The 18,938-nt window shown below is 64.5% G+C and carries 21 protein-coding genes; 12 read left to right on the plus strand and 9 right to left on the minus strand.

Features of this window, described 5'->3' with window-relative positions; genetic code table 11:
* Positions 1 to 2 precede the first annotated feature (2 nt).
* A complete protein-coding gene (locus tag ABIB73_RS17905) occupies positions 3 to 1,217 on the plus strand; it encodes a hypothetical protein (protein ID WP_354225756.1) in 1,215 nt (404 codons plus the stop codon).
* 21 nt (positions 1,218 to 1,238) lie between these two features.
* Here the strand turns inward: ABIB73_RS17905 and ABIB73_RS17910 are convergent, their stop codons facing one another.
* Positions 1,239 to 1,802, minus strand: a complete 564-nt coding sequence (locus ABIB73_RS17910; protein ID WP_354225758.1) for a helix-turn-helix domain-containing protein — start codon at positions 1,800 to 1,802, stop codon at positions 1,239 to 1,241.
* 355 nt (positions 1,803 to 2,157) lie between these two features.
* Here ABIB73_RS17910 and ABIB73_RS17915 point away from each other — a divergent pair, with 355 nt between their 5' ends.
* The 3 genes from ABIB73_RS17915 to ABIB73_RS17925 are packed head-to-tail and all read left to right on the plus strand — an operon-like array spanning position 2,158 to position 5,001.
* Entirely contained in the window at positions 2,158 to 3,471 is a 1,314-nt protein-coding gene (locus tag ABIB73_RS17915) for an MFS transporter (RefSeq protein WP_354225760.1), read from the plus strand.
* 55 nt (positions 3,472 to 3,526) lie between these two features.
* The gene (locus ABIB73_RS17920) at positions 3,527 to 4,048 is read left to right on the plus strand and encodes an MOSC domain-containing protein (RefSeq protein ID WP_354225762.1); all 522 of its coding nucleotides are present in this window, start codon (positions 3,527 to 3,529) and stop codon (positions 4,046 to 4,048) included.
* Positions 4,045 to 5,001 carry a PDR/VanB family oxidoreductase gene (locus ABIB73_RS17925; RefSeq protein WP_354225764.1) on the plus strand — a complete coding sequence of 319 codons (957 nt, stop codon included), beginning with the start codon at positions 4,045 to 4,047 and terminating at the stop codon, positions 4,999 to 5,001. Before ABIB73_RS17920 ends, ABIB73_RS17925 begins: the two co-directional genes overlap by 4 nt.
* 1 nt (position 5,002) lies before the next feature.
* Here the strand turns inward: ABIB73_RS17925 and ABIB73_RS17930 are convergent, their stop codons facing one another.
* Positions 5,003 to 5,215, minus strand: a complete 213-nt coding sequence (locus ABIB73_RS17930) for a hypothetical protein (RefSeq protein WP_354225766.1) — start codon at positions 5,213 to 5,215, stop codon at positions 5,003 to 5,005.
* Positions 5,216 to 5,310: 95 nt separating this feature from the next.
* Positions 5,311 to 5,649 (minus strand): membrane protein insertion efficiency factor YidD, encoded by a 339-nt coding sequence (gene yidD, locus ABIB73_RS17935; protein ID WP_354225768.1) that lies wholly within the window; start codon positions 5,647 to 5,649, stop codon positions 5,311 to 5,313.
* Positions 5,650 to 5,877: 228 nt separating this feature from the next.
* On the opposite strand from yidD, the gene ABIB73_RS17940 reads away from it, so the two are divergent.
* Complete coding sequence (locus ABIB73_RS17940; RefSeq protein ID WP_354225770.1) at positions 5,878 to 6,789, plus strand: COG3904 family protein; 912 nt, start codon at positions 5,878 to 5,880, stop codon at positions 6,787 to 6,789.
* Positions 6,790 to 6,794: 5 nt separating this feature from the next.
* Here the strand turns inward: ABIB73_RS17940 and ABIB73_RS17945 are convergent, their stop codons facing one another.
* A complete protein-coding gene (locus ABIB73_RS17945) occupies positions 6,795 to 7,250 on the minus strand; it encodes an iron-sulfur cluster assembly scaffold protein (protein WP_354225772.1) in 456 nt (151 codons plus the stop codon).
* Between the two features lie 233 nt (positions 7,251 to 7,483).
* Here ABIB73_RS17945 and folE point away from each other — a divergent pair, with 233 nt between their 5' ends.
* The 4 genes from folE to ABIB73_RS17965 all read left to right on the plus strand — a co-directional run bounded on the left by folE (position 7,484) and on the right by ABIB73_RS17965 (position 11,422).
* Complete coding sequence (folE, locus tag ABIB73_RS17950; RefSeq protein WP_354225774.1) at positions 7,484 to 8,176, plus strand: GTP cyclohydrolase I FolE; 693 nt, start codon at positions 7,484 to 7,486, stop codon at positions 8,174 to 8,176.
* An 83-nt stretch (positions 8,177 to 8,259) separates the two neighbouring features.
* Entirely contained in the window at positions 8,260 to 8,682 is a 423-nt protein-coding gene (hisI, locus tag ABIB73_RS17955) for a phosphoribosyl-AMP cyclohydrolase (protein WP_354225776.1), read from the plus strand.
* Between the two features lie 219 nt (positions 8,683 to 8,901).
* Positions 8,902 to 9,960, plus strand: a complete 1,059-nt coding sequence (locus ABIB73_RS17960; RefSeq protein ID WP_502918437.1) for a lytic transglycosylase domain-containing protein — start codon at positions 8,902 to 8,904, stop codon at positions 9,958 to 9,960.
* A 286-nt stretch (positions 9,961 to 10,246) separates the two neighbouring features.
* Positions 10,247 to 11,422 (plus strand): DUF2336 domain-containing protein, encoded by a 1,176-nt coding sequence (locus ABIB73_RS17965; protein ID WP_354225780.1) that lies wholly within the window; start codon positions 10,247 to 10,249, stop codon positions 11,420 to 11,422.
* Between the two features lie 138 nt (positions 11,423 to 11,560).
* Here the strand turns inward: ABIB73_RS17965 and ABIB73_RS17970 are convergent, their stop codons facing one another.
* From ABIB73_RS17970 to ABIB73_RS17980, 3 genes are all read right to left on the minus strand, one after another.
* Entirely contained in the window at positions 11,561 to 12,139 is a 579-nt protein-coding gene (locus ABIB73_RS17970) for an Hpt domain-containing protein (protein ID WP_354225782.1), read from the minus strand.
* Between the two features lie 30 nt (positions 12,140 to 12,169).
* A complete protein-coding gene (locus ABIB73_RS17975) occupies positions 12,170 to 12,715 on the minus strand; it encodes a response regulator (RefSeq protein WP_008133731.1) in 546 nt (181 codons plus the stop codon).
* A 99-nt stretch (positions 12,716 to 12,814) separates the two neighbouring features.
* On the minus strand, positions 12,815 to 13,594 hold the full coding sequence (locus ABIB73_RS17980) for an NAD kinase (RefSeq protein ID WP_354225784.1): 780 nt from the start codon (positions 13,592 to 13,594) through the stop codon (positions 12,815 to 12,817).
* Positions 13,595 to 13,881: 287 nt separating this feature from the next.
* Between ABIB73_RS17980 and ABIB73_RS17985 the strand changes: the two genes are divergently transcribed.
* Positions 13,882 to 15,450 (plus strand): S10 family peptidase, encoded by a 1,569-nt coding sequence (locus ABIB73_RS17985; protein WP_354225785.1) that lies wholly within the window; start codon positions 13,882 to 13,884, stop codon positions 15,448 to 15,450.
* Here the strand turns inward: ABIB73_RS17985 and ABIB73_RS17990 are convergent.
* On the minus strand, positions 15,437 to 16,825 hold the full coding sequence (locus ABIB73_RS17990; protein WP_354225787.1) for a serine hydrolase domain-containing protein: 1,389 nt from the start codon (positions 16,823 to 16,825) through the stop codon (positions 15,437 to 15,439). The two genes, ABIB73_RS17985 and ABIB73_RS17990, sit on opposite strands and share 14 nt — an antisense overlap.
* A 109-nt stretch (positions 16,826 to 16,934) precedes the next feature.
* Positions 16,935 to 17,477 carry a tetratricopeptide repeat protein gene (locus ABIB73_RS17995; RefSeq protein WP_354225789.1) on the minus strand — a complete coding sequence of 181 codons (543 nt, stop codon included), beginning with the start codon at positions 17,475 to 17,477 and terminating at the stop codon, positions 16,935 to 16,937.
* Between the two features lie 250 nt (positions 17,478 to 17,727).
* Here ABIB73_RS17995 and ABIB73_RS18000 point away from each other — a divergent pair, with 250 nt between their 5' ends.
* Together ABIB73_RS18000 and ABIB73_RS18005 are read left to right on the plus strand one after the other, a co-directional pair.
* Positions 17,728 to 18,084, plus strand: coding sequence for a His-rich protein BRANT (locus ABIB73_RS18000; RefSeq protein WP_354225791.1), 357 nt, complete (start codon positions 17,728 to 17,730; stop codon positions 18,082 to 18,084).
* Between the two features lie 242 nt (positions 18,085 to 18,326).
* A complete protein-coding gene (locus ABIB73_RS18005; protein ID WP_354225793.1) occupies positions 18,327 to 18,716 on the plus strand; it encodes a hypothetical protein in 390 nt (129 codons plus the stop codon).
* Positions 18,717 to 18,938 lie beyond the last annotated feature (222 nt).

Consider the following 18,938-nt stretch of genomic DNA (forward strand, 5'->3'; position numbering starts at 1 on the left):
ACATGTTTCGACCCATGAGAATTGCGGCCGTCGCCGTTGCCCTGCTGGCTGCGGCCATCTCGTCCGCGCGTGCCGCCGACGTCACTTTCGACGACACCGCGCGCTTCCTCGCGGGCATGCAGCCTTCGGCGGACTCGCCGCTGGTGGCGCTCACGAAGGATCCGGGCTGGCAGCGCCACGCAAAATTCTTCGACGGCGCCTTCGCCCAGCTCGAGCAGCGGCAATTGTCGAAGATCAGGAGTTGGTCCGACGTCAATCTCGCCGCGCCCCGACCGACCATGTTCTACATGTTCAGCGGCCCGGATTTCCTCTACGCGAACGCCTTCTATTCCAAGGCCAGCACCTACGTGCTCGGCGCGCTGGAGCCGGTCGGTGCGGTGGCCGACCTGTCGAAGCTGCCGCGCGGATCGGTCGGCGCCGCGCTCTACAATGTCGAGCGCTCGCTCGGCTCGATCCTGAGCTTCTCCTTCTTCATCACCAAGAAGATGAAGGTCGACCTGCACGCCAACCAGGTCAACGGCACCTTGCCGATCCTCTATGTCTTCCTGGCGCGCTCCGGCAAGACCATCCGCAACGTCGAGATGATCGCGCTCGACGACAAGGGCGGGATGCATACGGGCAACGACAATCCGGGACCGAACGCCACGCGCGGCGTCCGCATCACCTTTGCCGGCAGCGATGGTGAGGCGCGCACACTGTATTATTTCTCGACCGATCTCTCCAATTCAGGCGCGCGGGCGGCGGGGTTCCTCAAATTCTGCGAGACGCTCGGGCCCGGCAATAGCCTGATCAAGAGTGCGTCCTATCTGCTGCATGCCGGCAACTTCACGGTCGTTCGCAACTGGCTGCTCGCCAACAGCTCGACCATCATCCAGGACGATTCCGGCATTCCGCTCGCCAACTACAATGCGCGGCAATGGCGCTTCTTCCCGTTCGGCCGCTATCTCGGACCGATCAGCGAATTCCCGGGCCGCTACCAGGAGCGCTACGCCGAATTGTTCACCCGGGCGCAGCCGATTGATTTCGGTGTCGGCTATCGCTGGCGGATGCACGAGTCGAACTTGCTGCTGTCGGTGAGGGTGCCGGGAAGCGAGACCGCGCCGGCGGCGGAGACCACCTCGTCCGCCGAGCCGCCGCCGAAATCACCGCGCCCGAAGCGGCCACGTCCACCCGAGCCGGTCCCGCCACCGCCCGGGCGCTTCTTCTGGTTCCGCTAGCCGATCTGCTGAAGTCCGGCCTCACGCCGCCGGACTCTGGGCGACGACGACCAGAACCTCCGCCTTCTGCCGGCCAAGGCTCCTGACCTCGTGCGGTGTCTCGCCCGAGAAATACAGGCAGTCGCCCTTGCCGAGGACGAGTTCTTCGCCGTCGAGCTTGATCGCGATCTTGCCGTTGATGACGAACAGCAGCTCCTCGCCCGCGTGCGAGGCGCGCGTCGCCGATTTGTGTGGCGGGCTCAGCAGGAATGGCTCCATCATCTTGCGCGTGCGGCCGGTCACGAGCGGGACGACGCCAAAGGTGTGCTGAAACAGCGGCACATTGCCGTCTTCGCGGCGGAACAGCGTGTAGCGCGGCGCCGGCTCGGCGTTCGGGTCGAAGAAGTTCGCGACATTGACCTCGAGCGCGGCGGCCATCCGCAGCAAGGCGGCCAGCGACGGGATCTTCAGGTTGCGCTCGACCAGCGAGATGTAGCCGCGGGTGAGATCACTCTGCCTGGCGAGTTGATCCAGCGTCAGGCCCTTGGCGATCCGTGCCTGACGGATGTTGGCCCCGACGGCTGTCGCCTTGCTGACGTCAAGCACGCATGTGTCTCCAGGTAACGACTGAACTGCTGCTGCATCTTTTGCAACAGATACGCCTCAACCGCCAGCCCGGTGCGGCTCGCGCGAGCCGCGCTCGCCTGTATCCCAATAGAAAACTTATGCGCGGAAATTTCAAGCAGGGCCGCGGATATTGTGGGCAGATATGTTGGTATCCCACGAAAAATAGCTGAAATGTAGAGCAAAAGAAGCGTTGTGCTGTTCCGCGCAGCAATTGCCGCGTTCCGCGTCGTTGATTTCCAACAGTAAACATGATCGATTTTTCACGTCGCGGCTGCCGATGGGCTCCACGATACCAACTGCTTTTCCCAGGCGCCGGTACTATTTGGAGAGATCGATGACCGTAGCAGACGACATAGCCATAAACGTAGCGCCGGACGAGGCGGCGAGCTTGCGACGGATCGTGTGGTCGAGCGTGATCGGCACCGCGGTCGAATGGTACGACTTCCTCATCTACGGCACGGCGACCGCGCTGGTGTTCAACAAGGTGTTCTTCGCCGCCGGCAACCCCACGCTCGCCACCATCGCAGCCTTCGGCACCTATGCGGTCGGATTTCTGGCGCGGCCGCTCGGCGCTGCGATCTTCGGCCACTACGGCGACCGGGTCGGCCGCAAGGCGATGCTCGCGATCACGATCATGGTGATGGGCATCGGCACTTTCCTGATCGGCCTGCTTCCGACCTACCAGCAGATCGGCATCGCCGCCCCGCTGCTGCTGATCGGCCTGCGCTTCCTCCAGGGCATCGGCCTCGGTGGCGAATGGGGCGGCGCCGTGCTGATGGTGGTCGAGAATTGCCCGACGCATCGCCGCGGCCTGCTCGGCAGCATGGTGCAGGTCGGCAATCCCATCGGCAATCTCGCCGCGATCGGCATGTTCGCGCTGGTGGCGAGCCTGCCCGAAAGCGACTTCATGTCCTACGGCTGGCGAATTCCCTTCCTGGTCTCGATCGTCCTGGTCGGCGTCGGCCTCTATATCCGCCTCAACATGGAAGAGACCGCAGCCTTCCGTCAGGTCCAGGCCAAGAAGGAGGTCGCAAGCCTGCCGCTGATCGAGATATTCACGCATCACCGCAGGCCGTTCTTCACCGCGGTCGGGCTGAAGATCTCGGAGATTGCTTATGCCAGCATTGGCGGCGTGTTCGTGATGTCCTACGCCACGGCCAATCTCGGACTGTCGCGCACGGTGGTCCTGAACGGCGCGTTCGCGGCATCGCTGGTCGCGCTGCTTGCCATTCCCTTGTTCGGCTGGCTGTCCGACATCGTCGGCCGCAAGGCGATGTTCTATGCGAGCTGCCTGTTCTCGGCGCTGTTTGCCTTCCCGCTGTTCTGGCTGCTGAACACCCGTGATCCCACCATCGTCATCTGCACCATCGTGGTCGCGATCACCTTCGGCCAGATGGTGATGTTCGGCATCGGCGCGCCCTGGTACTCCGAGCTGTTCTCAGCGCGGCTGCGTTACAGCGGCGCTTCGCTCGGGTTTCAGGTCGGCGCGGCAATCAGCGGCGGGTTGACGCCGTTGATTGCAGCCTCTCTGATGGCCTGGAGCGGCGGCGCCACTTGGCCGGTATCGCTGCTGCTGATCGCCTGCGCGGCCGTCACGGCGATTGCGACCACGTTCGCGCCGGAAATGGCAAACAAGGAACTGACCTGATCCCGCGGCGCGCCGCCCTTAGCGGCGCGCCATCGCTTCTCACAAGGATTTCGTCATGCTCAACACTATCAGCGCCGGTTCGGCGCAGAACACAGCGCGCCTTGGCTGGACCGGCGTGGTGCGCTTCCTTCATCTCACCCCGCGTGCCTTCCTGCCGATGCGCGCGATGGAATCGATCACCCTTATCGCCGGCAGGGGAATCGAAGGCGACCGCTACTTGATCGGCAACGAAGAGGGGTTTTACTCGCATAAGCCCGAAGAGGGCCGGCAGGTCACCCTGTTCGAGCTAGAGACGCTGATCGCGCTCAGGCGCGACGCCGGCATCGAACTTGGCCCGGAGCAGCACCGGCGCAACGTCACCGTCGAGGGCGTGCCGCTGAACCATCTGGTCGGTCGCCGCTTCTGGTTGGGGGAGACCTTGCTGGAGGCGACCCGCTTGTCGATACCATGCCGTCATATCGAGGAGATCACCGGCAAGGCGATTTTCGATCCCCTGATCAACCGCTCCGGGCTCAACTGCAAGATCCTGCAAGGCGGCATCGTCAGGGTCGGCGATAGCGTGCGGAACGCGGCATGAAGGCGCGTCCGATCACCACGATCAAGACGGTCGTGACCGGCGTCGAACAGGCCGGTGCGGGAATAAAATTGTTCACGCTGGCCGATCCCGATCAATGGGAGCTGCCGCCCTTCAAGCCCGGCGCGCATATCGATCTGCACCTGCCGAACGGGCTCGTCCGCACCTACTCGGTGTGCAACGAGCCCGCCGACAACACGCGCTATGTCATTGCGGTCAAGCGCGAAGCGGATGGGCGCGGGGGTTCGCGCGCACTTCACGATGAGGTCGGGATTGGCGATGTCATCGGCGTTTCGCTGCCGCGTGGCGGGCTCGCGCCCGGTGCGGACATTGCGCGCCATGTGTTCGTCGCAGGCGGCATCGGTGTGACGCCGTTCCTGTCGATGGTGCGTCACCTCGCGCGAACGGAAGCTGCCGACTTCACGCTGCATCTGATTGTGCGCCAGGAGATGCCGCTCGCCGCGGACCTCGCTCCGCTGATCGAAGCAGGCCGCGTCGTCGTGCACCGCACCTCGCGGGCCGGCCGACCGGATCTCGCGTTGCTGGTCGGGGAGCCTGTGCCGGAGACGCTTGTTGCCTGCTGCGGCCCGGAAAGCATGATTGACGATTTCGAACGGGTGACCGCTGCCTGGCCCGCGGCCAATGTTCACGTCGAGCGCTTCGTCGCACCGCCACCCGTCATCGATCCCGATGCAAAGCCGTTCACGCTGTCACTGGCGCGCTCGGGCACCCAAATCGAGGTTCGCGCCGGCCAGACCATGTTGGCTGCGTTGCAGGAAGGAGGCATCGACATATCGACGTCGTGCTGTGGCGGCATCTGCGGTGCCTGCAAGGTTGGATGGCTCGAGGGCAAGCCCGCGCACCGCGACCGCATCCTGTCGCCGTATGAACGCGAACGATATCTCATGGTCTGCGTGGCGGGATCAGACTCGGAGCGGCTCGTGCTGGACCTCTGAACTACCAGTGCACGCTCTGGCTCGGCACGATGAACGCCGTCGTGCTTGGCGGCGTGGCGATGCTTGTCGCCAGGTACCAGCCCGAGCCGAGGACCAGCGCGAGCAAGGCGACGATGGCGAGCATGTCGATGGTTCTGGGATCGTGATCCCCTGGACTAATCTTGAGATGCGGACCAAGCCTGAAGTGAAAATGAGGGCTGATTTTCCAGCGCATTGTTGTTTCCTCCCGGGGGAGCATCAAAACAACGCGAAATGGAACTTCCGGTTCCACTCAAGGCAGCGATGCGTAAAGCATCGCAGCACACTTACCTACGACGCGTTGACGCCGCGCCAGCGGCCGTAACGCCAAGGCAGATACCAGCGCGCACCCGGGGGGGCGGCGTGAGGCACATTGTCGATGCCCGACGTGCCGAAGGGGTTGCAGCGCAACAGGCGCGCCAGCGTCATCCAGCCGCCGGCCCAGAGCCCAAAGCGCTCGATTGCCTCGTCGCCATAGACGGAGCAGGTCGGCAGGTGCCGGCAATTGTAGCCGACCAGCGGCGACAGCGTGTGCCGATACAACCAGATCAGCGCGCGGCCGAATCTGCGCGGGAACCGGAGCGCGCCCCCGAGGGGATTGGAACAGTGCGCGCAGGCTGAATGCTTCATGTGCGCTTTGCTGCGATTGTGGGCGGGGTGTTGCGCGGTTCCGACGCAGGGAACACCAAGTCGTTGTTTGCGCGCCATATTTTGCATGCTTTTTGGGAGCAGTGCAGCAAGTATCTATGGACGATCTGTATTCCCCCGGATACCATTTTTATGACGTCCGTGTGAGACTCATCGGACGCCGAACGGGGCTTGCCTGAATCGCCTTGGGGGCTTGGGGAAGGGACCAGTTTGAAACTTCTGAAGTCGCTCAATCTTCGCGGCTGGTTGCTGGTGGGAAGCGCCGCTTGCGGGGTCGTGTTGGCAGGTGCCGTCGCAACCTTCGGGTCGTCTGCACGGGCCGGCGCCACGCTCGAAGAGCGCAAGCTGCCGATGAAGTTTGGCTGGGTCGCCTGCGAGCCGAACTGCCGCGGCTGGGTCAGTGCGGTCGGCATCATCACCGTTGATACGCCTAAGGATTTCGAGGAGTTCGCTCGCGGGCGCCAACTCGGCGGCGCCACCGTCGTGCTCGACTCCAGCGGCGGTTCCGTCAATGACGCGATCACGCTCGGGCGCCGTTTCCGCAATCTCGGCCTTTTGACCACCGTCGGCATCACGCAGCAGAACCCCAGCGGGCAGGGCGCCCGCCCGGCGGTCGCCTCGGAAGCCTATTGCGAATCCATGTGCGTGTTCCTGCTGCTGGCCGGCAAGAAGCGCTACGTGCCGGAAGCCGCCCACGTCCGCGTCCATCAGATCTGGATGGGCGACCGCGCCGACGATGCGAGGGCGGCAAGCTACAGCGCGCAGGACCTGATGATCGTGGAGCGCGACATCGGCCGGCTCGCCAAATACACATTCGATATGGGCGGCGCCGGCGATCTCCTGTCGCTCGCGCTCAACGTGCCGCCCTGGGAAGATTTGCACGAACTCGACGCCGCCGAGCTGAAGCTCACCAATCTGGTGACGACGGATCTCGTGGCCGACGTGCTCCCGCATGTGGACGTTGCGGCGCCGGCGATGGCCGAGCTGGCGCCGAAGACGCAGGCAAGGTTCGGCGAGGAACCGGAGCAGCAGCCGCAGCCCGCGAAATCGACCAAGACGGCGGAAGCCGTAGTGCCGACGGGGGGCGTGGTGGCGGCACCTGCTGCGGCGTCTCAGAAGTAAGAGCTTCAGCCCTGTGCCGAGGCTGGCTGCTTCGCCTTGGCCTCGATCTGGCCGATGGCATCGACCACGGCGTCGAAGGTCAGCAAGGTCGAGGCGTGGCGCGCCTTGTAGTCGCGCACCGGTTCGAGGAACTTGATCTCGTCCCATTTGCCGTCGGGCGGCGCGCCATTCTCCTTCAGCATCTTGCGAACGGTTTCGCGTAACTCACGGAGTTCGCTCGCAGTCGAGCCGACGACGTGACTTGCCATGATGGATGAAGAGGCTTGCCCCAGCGCGCAGGCCTTCACGTCGTGGGCGAAGTCGATGACCTTATCGCCCTCCATCTTGAGGTCGACCTTCACGGTCGAGCCGCACAATTTGGAGTGGGCGGTGGCACTCGCATCGGGGTCCGACAATCGCCCGAGGCGCGGAATATTCCCGGCCAGTTCGATGATCCGCTTGTTATAGATGTCGTTCAGCATGTGATGGAGTCCAACACTTCCGGGCCGGATCGGCCTTGGCGGGCGCCGTCCACGGTCCTATATAGGGTCGGAACAGGTGGAAAAACAGTCCAGCAGTCCGGTGGTCAGAGCTACACGACCGCCGCTGTGACTGAGGGCCTTTTTCGCCAAAATTGTTCTGTTCAGGCGTCCGGCGGCTTGCCGCCCCGTCTGCCGGTGACACTCCGGCCGCAAGGCCGTCGAACGGAGTCGATATGGACGCTGCAATCAAATCCATCCGCCCCAACAAGCCCTCCGACAGGCAGCCCGAGAGCCGCCCGGCCGAGCTCGATCCTTCCGAATTCCTCGCGGCCGCCGTCCGCGCCGACCAGCCGCGCCCGGCGCGCGCAGAGGCGGAAGCGGCGGTCAAGACGCTGCTCGCCTATATCGGCGAGAATACCGAGCGCGAGGGCTTGCTCGACACGCCGCGCCGCGTGGTCGAGGCCTTCGACGAGCTCTATCAGGGCTACCACCAGTGCCCGGCCGAGGTGCTCGACCGCACCTTTGGCGAGACAGCCGGTTACGACGACTTCGTGCTGGTCCGCGACATCGAGTTCACCTCGCAATGCGAGCACCACATGATGCCGTTCTACGGCAAGGCGCACATCGCCTATACGCCGGTCGAACGCGTCGTCGGCCTGTCGAAGCTCGCGCGCCTCACTGACATCTTTGCCCGCCGGCTCCAGACCCAGGAGCACATGACCGCGCAGATCGCGGCGGCGATCGACGAGATCCTCAAGCCGCGCGGCGTTGCCGTGCTGATCGAAGCCGAGCATACCTGCATGTCGGTGCGCGGTGTCGCCAAGCATGGCGCGTCCACGTTTACCAGCCGCTTTACCGGCATGTTCCGCGACAATCCGGCGGAGCAGGCCCGTTTCCTGTCCCTGGTGCGAGGCACGCAGCGCTGACCTCGCGAAGATCAATTGTTTGAGCATGATCTTTTCGGAAAACCGCTGCACATTTTTCCGGATCATGCTCTCGCGAGGTTTCTGTGTCCGCTCACTCCCATGAGATCGAGGAAGGTCTCTCCTTCCAGCCGCGCTTCGATGCGAGCGGCCTCGTGACCTGCGTGGCGACCGACGTCGCCACCGGCGATGTGCTGATGGTCGCCCACATGAATGACGAGGCGCTGCGCAAGACGATTGCGACCAGCGAAGCCTGGTACTTCAGCCGTTCCCGCAATGCCTTGTGGCGAAAAGGTGAGACTTCGGGTCAGACCCAGCGCGTGGTCGAAATTCGCACCGATTGCGACCAGGATGCGATCTGGCTTCGCGTCGAGCAGATCGGCGCGGCCTGCCACACCGGCCGCCGGTCCTGTTTCTATCGCAAGGTCGAGGCCGAGGGAGGTGGCGCGAAGCTCGTCCTCGTCGATGCCGAGCGGCTGTTCGATCCCAGCGCGGTTTACAAGAAATAGCCCGCTGTCATTCCGGGGCGCGCGACCTGTCCGCCGAAGCTCGAAGAGCGAAGGCGGAAGCGCGAGCCCGGGATCCATCGCAAGACATTACGCGCGGCTGAATGGATTCCGGGTTCGCACCTTCGGCGCGCCCCGGAATGACTCAGGGATAGGGCCGGACGCCGAATTAACCCCGCATTAACCATACCTGTCCCACGGTGAGACGACAGGGCGTCCGGATTGCCGGCGCCGCTCAACGCCGCGCGGGGCGGGCACTCCATCATGTCGGTCGACAATTCCAGTGCCACGCAGACGGCCGCGACCGACGCCTCGAAGCGCGTCGCTGGCGCAATCAAGCAGGCATCGAGCCAGACCGGCGTCAGCTTCGAATACATGCTGACCACCGCGAAGATGGAATCGGACTTTGATCCGGTCGCAGGTGCCACCACCTCGTCCGCCCATGGGCTCTACCAGTTCATCGATCAGACCTGGCTCGGCACGGTGAAGGAGGCTGGCACCCAGCTCGGCTATGGCAACTACTCCGACGCCATTTCCAAGACGTCGTCCGGCACCTACACCGTCGATGATCCCTTCATGAAGCGGTCGATCATGAAGCTGCGCGACGACCCGGAGGCCGCATCCAGCATGGCGGCGGCACTGACGCAGTCCAACAGTTTCAAGCTCACTGGCCTGCTCGGCCGCAGGCCGTCCGACAGCGAACTCTACATGGCGCATTTCATGGGCGTCGGCGGCGCGGCCAAGCTGATCGCCAACGCCGAGGACAATCCGCAAGCGGTCGGCGCGCGGTTGTTTCCCAACGCGGCATCCGCCAACCGCTCGATCTTCTACGCCAAGGATGGCCGCGCCCGCAGCGTGTCCGAGGTCTATTCGGTGCTGAACGCGCGCTACGCCGGCGCCGCGAATTCCAAATCGACACGCAGCGCGATGGCGATGTATGGCGACACGCCGTCGACCACCCAGGTCGCAAGCGCAAACGGCGTGCAGCCCACCGCGCCGATGATCAATGGCGCGGCCTATCTCCAGACCTTCCCGGACACGCGTTCGGTGACGCCGGTCAGTGCGACATCGTCGGCGACGGTCGCCGACAATACGCCGAGCGCGCCGGTGTTTCGCTCGATCTATCAGCCCGCCGACGCCACGCAGCCGGTCTCGACGACGGTGCAGAAATTGTGGGGCAACAGCGCCTCGCTTACGTCTGCCGCATCAGCAACGCCCGACGTGCGGCCGCCACAACCGCTCGATCTCTTCAGCGATCGCAGCGGTACGTTCTCAAGCTAACATCCGCTCCTCGCGTCCCGGACAAGGCGCATCGCGTGAGCGATGCGCCGCAGAGCCGGGACCCAGCTTGTGCATGAGAGTGGTGGGCCCCGGCTCTGCAGCGCATCGCCGAAGAGGCACTGCACTGCGTCCGGGGCACGCAGGCTGAGGCAGTCTTGTTCCCTTAACAAAACGTCAATAAAACCAGTCAGTTATGGTGAACGCTTTGTTAAGCGTCGTGGTTTATTTTGTGTTGCAGGTGACAAGCCGTCACCGCTTCGTCTTCGTTGCGTAAGCCGGAAGCAACATGATCGTTCGGCAGTTCATCAATTGGATCAGGACGGCGTCCGCCGGTGAGCGGGCCGAGGCGACGCGGGCGTTGGCCCGGGCCTGGCTGATCTCAGACCTTTCCCACGACGACCGCATCGCCGCCGAAGGCGCGCTGCTGATGCTGCTCGACGATCCGTCGCCGCTGGTGCGGCAGGCGATGGCCGAGGCCTTTGCACGCAGCACTGATGCGCCCGCGGCGATCGTGCGGGCGCTGTCGGTGGACCAGCCGTCCGTCGCACTCCCCGTGCTCGAACATTCGCCGCTCCTGATCGATGCCGATCTCGTCGATATCGTCGCAACCGGCAATGACGAGGTGCAGTGCGCGATCGCCCGCCGTGTCGCGCTGCCGACCTCCGTCTGTGCCGCCATCGCCGAAGTCGGCTGTGCTGCGGCAGCGCTCGAGCTGATCGAAAACTCCTATGCCGAGCTCGCGCCGTTCTCCTGGGACCGGATCGTCGAGCGTCACGGCCACCTCGCCGCGATCCGCGAGGCGATGCTTGTGCTGGAGGATCTGCCGGCCGCGACACGTGCCGCGCTGGTGGCAAAGCTCTCCGAGACGCTGGCGCAGTTCGTTGTGGCGCGGAACTGGCTGAGCGCCGACCGCGCCGACCGCATGACGCTAGAGGCGCGCGACCGCTCCACCATGAACATCGCGGCGCGTTCGCGCGGCGATGACATGCAGGGTTTGGTGCGGCATCTCCGCATCACGGGCCAGCTCACCGCGGGCTTGATCCTGCGCGCGCTGCTGTCAAGCAATCTCGAACTCTTCGACGCCGCGCTCGCTGAACTCTCCGACCTGCCGCCGGCGCGCGTCTCCGCGCTGCTGCACGATCGCGGCGGCAATAGCCTGCACGCGCTGCTTCGCCGCGCCGGGCTTCCCGAGACGACGTTTGCGGCATTCCAGGTCGCGCTCGATGCCTGCCACGAGCAGGGCTTTGTCGATACCGACGACAGCGCGGCGCGGCTGCGCCGGCGCATGGTCGAGCGCGTGCTCACCCATTGCGAGACCGATCGGGGTGCCACCGAGCCGCTGATGGTCCTGTTGCGCCGCTTCGCCACCGAATCCGCGCGCGAGGAGGCACGGCTGTTCTGCGACGAACTGGTCGCGGACGAGGCGATCGCGCCGGTCTATGATGATCTGATCGCGGCCTGAATTTTACCTTGCGTCGTCCCGGCGAAGGCCGGGGCCCATACCGCGAGGTCTCGCGAGTGAAGCGAGATGGCCGACGTTCTTCGAAACAATTTGCGCTGGTGGTTATGGGTTCCGGCCTTCGCCGGAACGACGTTCGGGCTACTCCGCCGGCACGATGCTCGGCGCGAGGATCACCTCGAGATGTTCGGGGCGATCGCGATTGACGTCGGCGAGATAGTCGTCGGCGACCTTGCGCAGGCGGCGGCTGAGCTCGGCGGAGACGCTGATGCTGTCGAGCTTGGTGTTCTCGTGCACGATGGCCAGGATGGCGTTGATGTGGTGCGTGAACAGCTCGGCCGGCACTTTCTCGAGATCCGGCGCGTGCTCGATAACGCGGCACAGGCTCTCGGCAACTCCCGCCGCGGCCGGAAAGCCGAACGTCGCGGCGTCGCCCTTGATGTCGTGCGCCGCGCGGAACAACTCGTCGCGCCTGTCCTTGGTGAAGCCGTCGTTGCGTATGGCGACGTAGGCGGCCGAGAGCCGGTTGACCTCGGTCGCCATCCAGTCCTTGAACTCACCGGAGAGGCCGGCGAGCGCCTGCTCGGCGCGGCCGACCGGGTCGTCCATGTCCTTTTCCTCGACCCGGCGCAGCACCTTGCGCAGCGGATTGGGCTGCGTGATCACATGATGCGTGGCGAAGGCCTTGACCTCGATGTCTCTTGCGCTGTTCTTCGCCATGATGCGTGCCTCGTCGTGTAAGACGTTGCGCTAGATGGAGGAGCGGGCCTTGTCGAGCAGCGAGGGCTGCTGGAGCACCTCGTGCTTTTCGCCGACACGGCGCTCGGGGCCCATATAGGCGGAGTTGGTGTTGCGGCGCCGGTCCGGGCCGAAATAGGTTTTGGTCTTGATGAAAGGCCGGGGACTGGCGACCACGTTGAGGATGCGCTGATAGAGGCCTTTGGCCGAGATTGGCTTGGCCAGGAATTCGGTGACGCCGGCATCGCGCGCCACCGTGACGCGGCGCTTCTCGGAATGCCCCGTCAGCATGATGATCGGCGCGTAAGGGTTGCCCTTGGATTCCGGCTGCCGGATCATCTGCGCGAGCTCAAGCCCGTCGAAGATCGGCATCGCCCAGTCGGTGATGACGATATCGGGTACGTAATGGCTGTACATTTCGAGCGCGGTCGCGCCGTCCTCGGCCTCGTAGACCTCGCGCGCGCCGAACGAATGCAGCAGCGTCCGCAGGATGCGGCGCATGTGCGGATTGTCGTCGCAGACGAGGAAGCGCAGCTTGTTGAAATCGATGCGGAACATGGCGCCCGGGCCGAAGCGGTCAACTTTCATTAACCATATCGTGCCGAGGGTTAACGAAGCGTTGCGATCGGGCGTCCGGCGGATTGCCGGGCACGCGTATCAGGAGCCGAACTGCTCGCGCAAAATGCGTTCTTCCAGACTGTGGCCAGGGTCGAACAGCATCCGCATGGAGATGGTCTTGTCGGTGAGCACTTCGACGCGGCGGACGTCGCGCACCTCGTCGTGGTCGGCGACCGCCGCCACGGGACGCTTGTCGCCCTCCAGCACCTCGATCACGACATAGGCCGTGTTGGGCAGGAGCGCGCCGCGCCAGCGGCGTGGACGGAAAGCGCTGATCGGCGTCAGCGCCAGCAGCGCGGCGTTGATCGGCAGGATGGGGCCCTGGGCGGACAGATTGTAGGCGGTCGAGCCTGCCGGCGTCGCCACCATGATGCCGTCGGCAATCAGCTCGGGCATGCGCTCGCGCTCATCGATCAGGATCCGCAGGCGCGCCGCCTGGTAGGTCTGCCGGAACAGGGCGACTTCGTTGATGGCGTGATGCAAATGGACCCGGTCGTTGACGTCGGTCGCGCGCATCAGGAGCGGGTTGATCTCGGATTCATGCGCCGCCTCGAGGCGGGCGCGCAGATCGACCGTCGAGTACTCGTTCATCAGGAAGCCGACCGTGCCGCGGTGCATGCCGTAGATCGGCTTTCCCGAGTGCATATGCTGGTGCAGCGTCTGGAGCATGAGCCCGTCGCCGCCGAGCGCCACCACGACGTTAGCCTCCTTCGGGTCGCAATTGCCGTAGCTTTGGGTGAGCTGCCTGAAGGCGGCCTGCGCTTCGCTGCTCGAGCTGGCGACGAAGGCGATCCGGTCGTATCGCGATGGATTGGTCATGGCTTCCGGGGCAGGGCCGCTGGCTCGAGTAAGTTCCGCCGAGGTCGTCTATACGACCTGGGCCGGCATTGTCGAGGATGACCGCCCGGCAAGGCAAACGGGACGGTCGAACAGGCGGCCGCCCGGCTCGATCAAGGGGCAAAACCGGGTCGATTTGGGTTGGAATGACATCAGGCCCGGGCGGATCGGTTGACGATCCCCCAAACCGTCGCAATTGGCGGCTAGAATTTTGGCCGTCGCTGGCCGGCGACCAACGAGGGCGAGCGCGGCCGGGCACGGAGAATACCATGGTCATGCGTTTGCCGATGCTGCGCCGCGTGGGGCTGGTGCTGGCGGTCTCTGCTTTCGCGCTCTCGGGTTTTGCGCGTGCGGACGATCCGCCGCAGCCGCGCAATGAGGCAACGGCGCCTGCGGGACAGAAAGGCGGGCGCGGCGGCAATGCGCAGAACGCGGCGCAGGCTTCGCCGTCGGCCGCCGAGCAGCATCGCCTCCCCTCGGATTCGACCACGAAGCAGACGATCGATCTGCCGGGCCGAACGCTCAATTTCGCCGCGACCGCCGGTTCGATCCGCGTGTTCGACGACAAGGGCGAGCCGCTGGCCGATATTGCCACCACGTCCTATGAGCTCGATGGCGGCGACCGCGCAACGCGTCCGGTCACCTTCCTGTTCAATGGTGGGCCCGGCGCCTCCTCGGCGTGGCTCCAGTTCGGCAATGCCGGGCCATGGCGGCTGCCGCTTGATGGCGAGGCGCTGACGCCGTCGGCCTCGCCCGAGGTGAAGCCGAACGCGGAGACCTGGCTCGACTTTACCGATCTCGTCTTCATCGATCCCGTCGGCACCGGCTACAGCCGCCTCATTGCGAGCGGTGAGGACGCGCGAAAGCGGTTCTATTCGGTCGATGGCGATGTCAATTCGATTGCGCTGGTGATCCGCCGCTGGCTCGAGAAGCACGACCGGCTGCTCTCGCCGAAATTCGTCGCGGGCGAGAGCTATGGCGGCATTCGCGGCCCGAAGGTCGTGCGTCAGTTGCAGCTCCAGCATGGTGTCGGCGTCAGGGGATTGATCCTGATATCGCCGCTGCTCGACTTCCGCGAATTCACAGGCACGAGCCTCCTGCAATATGTCGCAACGCTGCCGAGCTATGCGGCGGTGGCGCGTGAAGCCAAGGGACCGGTCAAGCGCGCCGATCTCGCCGACGTGGAGGGCTATGCGCGGGGCGAATTCTTGGCTGATCTCGTCAAGGGCGAGGCTGACAAGGAGGCGACCACTCGTCTTGCCGACAAGGTCGCCGAACTGACCGGCCTCGACCAGGCGGTGAGCCGCAGGCTCGCCGGCCGGTTCGACGTCGGTGAATTCCGCCGCGAATTCGACCGCAAGAACGGCAGGGTGACGGGACGCTACGATGCTTCCGTGCGCGGCTTCGATCCGTATCCGGATTCGGGCAGCTCACGCTTTGGCGATCCCTCGGGCGACCCGCTTCAGGCGCCGCTGACGAGTGCTGCGGTCGATGTCCTGACACGCAAGCTCAACTGGCGGCCGGATGGCTCCTATGAAGTCCTGAACGGTGCCGTCGAGCGCAACTGGGATTTCGGCAACGGCATCAACCCGCCGCAATCGTTGTCGGAGTTGCGGCAGATCCTCGCCACCGATGCGAAGCTGAACGTGCTGGTCGCGCACGGCTTGTTCGATCTCGCCACGCCCTATTTCGGATCGAAGCGGGCGATCGACCAGTTGCCGGCCTTCGCGACATCCAGGGTGAAGTTCGTGGTCTATCCCGGCGGCCACATGTTCTATTCGCGTGATGGCTCGCGACAGGCGTTCCGTAGCGAGGTCGAGGCGCTTATTCGGGAATAGGCCTGCGTTTCCGTGGCGGATATCGTCGCGCGATCTCGCGCGCGACGACGCTCTTAGGCTTGACGTTGGCGCCGGCGATCCAGATGTCGCTGATCCTCCCGCGCTTGTCGCGGATGCGGCGCACCGGCTCGCCATGGCTGGAATAGCCGGCGGCCCAGACGAGCTTGCCGGTATCGCGGCCGGTCACCTCGATCTCGGCGGCATCCATGAACGGATTGTTGAACTGCGGATTGGCGATCAGCACGCGGTTGCCCATCGGCACGAAGTCCGTCGCGCCCCAGATCGTCCACCAGCGGCCGGTCCAGTCGCGCACGCGCCTGCTAGCTGCGCCGCGGCTCTGGAAGACGCGCAGGATCTGCATCGCGCCATCCATCCAGAATGGTGCCGCGCCGTCGATCGAGTTGCTGAGGATACTGATCGCGAGTTCGCAGCCCGGAATGGAGCAGGTTCGGGAGATGTAGCCCTGGAAGCCGCCACCATGGCCGAACCAGTCCCAGCCGTCGGTCTTGCCGGCGTTGACTCCTAAGCCGTAATAGCCCTCAAAACTTTGCGGGACGCGCCAATGATGCCGCGTCATCTCGCGGCGACTCGCGACCGAGAGCACGCTCCTTTTTGCATTGGGCGCGAGCTGCGCGAAGAAGCGGGCCGTGTCGGCGGCGGTGGCGATGAAGCCCGCGGCGGATGCCATCGCGTGGGCAGGATTGTCGCCGGGGATCACGCATCGTTCGCCCAGCGGCAGCTTTCGCGTATGGCCGCGCGCAAATGGCGCGCCTTTCGGAAGCGGCACGTTCGGCTCGGTCTCGCGCAGGCCCGCCGGTTCGATGATCTCGCGCCTGATCCAGACGGAGTAGGGCTCCTTCGTCACCGCCTCGATGACGAGGCCGATCAGGCCAAAACCGTGATTGGAATATTTGAAACGGGTGCCGGGCTCGATCGCGGCGGGCAGCTTCAGCTCAGCGAGCAGCTCCTTCGCGTTGAGATAAGGACGACTGTCGATGAATTGGCCGGAATCGGCGCCGTCGCGCGTCAGCCCAGCGCTGTGCGAGAGCACCTGCGCAATCGTCGTCTCGGCGACGCGCGGATGCAGGCCGCTGACATGCTGGCCGATCGGATCATCGAGCCGGAGCTTGCGCTGCTCGCGCAGCTTCATGATGCCGGCCGAGGTAAAGCTCTTCGAGTGCGAGGCTATGCGGAAGCGGTGGCGCGGCGTGAGCTTTTCGCCGGTGTCGAGATTGGCAAGGCCGAACGCGTGCTCGGCGACGACTTCGCCGCGGTGGGCGAATGCGACGATGACACCCGGCTGTTGCGATGTCGTCAGTTGGAATTCGATCCAGGAGCCGATGTAGTCGATCGCAGATCGTAGCCACACGTCCATTGCGCACCAATTCCGAGGAGAGAATTACGGCGCCAAGGCTAGCCGAAAACGCAGAACCGGCACAACCCCAAGGGTTGCGCCGGTTCGTTGTCGTTCGAAGATGCGGTGTCTAGTAGACGAGCGTCGCGCCGGTCGGCATGTCGAGCGCTGCGGCAAGCGAGCGATACTCGGTGCTGTCGGTGCCGGCGAGCGAGGCGATCTTGTTCAGATGATACTGCGCCTGTTCGCGGTTGCCCTGCTCGAGCTGCCAGAGGCCGTAATACTGCCAGGTGCGGACGTGGTTCGGGTCGTCCTTCAACGCCAGCTCGTAGTAGACCTTCGACGACTGGTAGTCGCCGAGCTTGCGGTAGGAATAGCCGATCAAATTGGCGACGTCGGCGACGTCGTCACGCTTGAGCGACTTCAGCTGGTCGATCGCACTCGTGTAGTCGTGGTTGTCGTAGATCGTGGTGTAGGCGGTGCGATAGGCCGCGAGGAATTTTGGATCGCTGACGGAGGAACTCTTCTTCTTCGATTTCTTGGTCGAGGTGTCCGACTTCGGTGGTGATGAGGGCTCGTCGCCGCCCGCGGCATAGGCGCTGGTCAGCACCGGAGCGGCCGCCAGCGACATGGAGACAAGTCCCGGCACCAGAAGCATTGAGAGTTTGCGCATCTAAGTTCTCCCGTATGGAACGTGGCGATCCTACACGATTGCCCAGAGACCGGAACACCCGGCACACAAAAACATTCCCGGCAGCCCGGCTTATTCGCCCCTGCGCAGATGACAAACTTGTCATCGAGATGAACGGAAGCCTGCAACGGGCTTCAGACTGGGTTCAGTGCGTGCCCCCTAGGCTCCGACCTACGATCGAAGGGTAGGCGAGAGGACGCCGCCTCAAGATCCTTCCAAGAGGAGACCAACCATGTTGAAGACCATTTCCGCAGCCTTGCTCGCAGCTTCCGTGATCGCAGCCCCGGCCTTCGCCGCCGAGGCCGGCAAGACCACCACGACCGCGCCAGTGATCAAGGCGGAGCAGAGCCAGACCAAGGTGTCGACCACCGCGGCGAAACCCGACGCCGGCGTCAAGGCCGACGCGAAGACCGCCGCCGTCAAGGCGGATTCCAAGGCGAAGGCCATGAACGCCAATGCCGCGATCACGCCCGACGAGCACAAGACCGTGCGGACGCATCGCCATCACCACAAGCATCTGTCGGCCAGGAAGTCGCTGAAGGCGCAGCCGGACGTCACCAAGCCGGTGACGACCGAGAAGCGCAGCTAACGACTGGTCCCGCGAGGCGGCATCCCTGGCATTGCCCCGCCGCCTCGCGCGGAGTTCAGGCCCGGCCCGTTTCGTCATGCCTTGCGCGAGAGCGCGAGGTGGTGGCGGCGGGCCGGTGCGCCGTGTGACCGGTTGCGGAAGCGAATTCCCTTTGCGCAACCTTGGGGCTAGAACATCTCCTGGTCTGACTGGTCGGAGAATTTGATCCCTTGGGTCGATTGGCGAAACGTGCGGCGATCTTGATGCTGCCGCTGGCGCTCGCGGCATGTTTCGGCAGCGACGGCGACCGTGCGTCCCTGATGGAAGGGACCCAAGCCGGAGGTCCGCAGCCGTTTCCCGATAATTTCCGCAGCGACACGCTGGCCTTGATGCGCACCTATCTGAACAATCCGGTCGGCGTGCGCGAGGCCAGTATGGCCGTGCCGGTGCTACGCGAGGTCGGCGGCCGGCAGTTCTATGTCAGCTGCCTGCATTTCACGCCCCGCGAGACCGACGGCAGCTACAAGATGATGCGCGAGCGGGCGGTCGTCCACGTCAACGGCCGGGCGGACCGCGTGGTCGATCGCGCCAGCGAACTCTGCGCCGGAGCGGTTTACGCACCCTTTCCGGAACTGGAAAAGATGACGCGATAGCGCAAAGCCCGCCTTCATCGCGCGGCGGTAGGACAAGGGCCGCCGGAGCCGCTGGATCACATTTTGGCGAGCTTTGAACGGGTCGGGTTGCCTTGCGACAAATTGTTACGCCGGGACGTGACGGAACAAAATCGCGTTGTTGCCGCCCCGTCACAGTGACGAACAATCAACGTTCCGGCATCGCCGCGAAGCAACCTAATTCACGCCACGTTGTTTCCTGAG

This window comes from Bradyrhizobium sp. F1.4.3, from assembly GCF_040548375.1.
GTDB lineage: Bacteria > Pseudomonadota > Alphaproteobacteria > Rhizobiales > Xanthobacteraceae > Bradyrhizobium.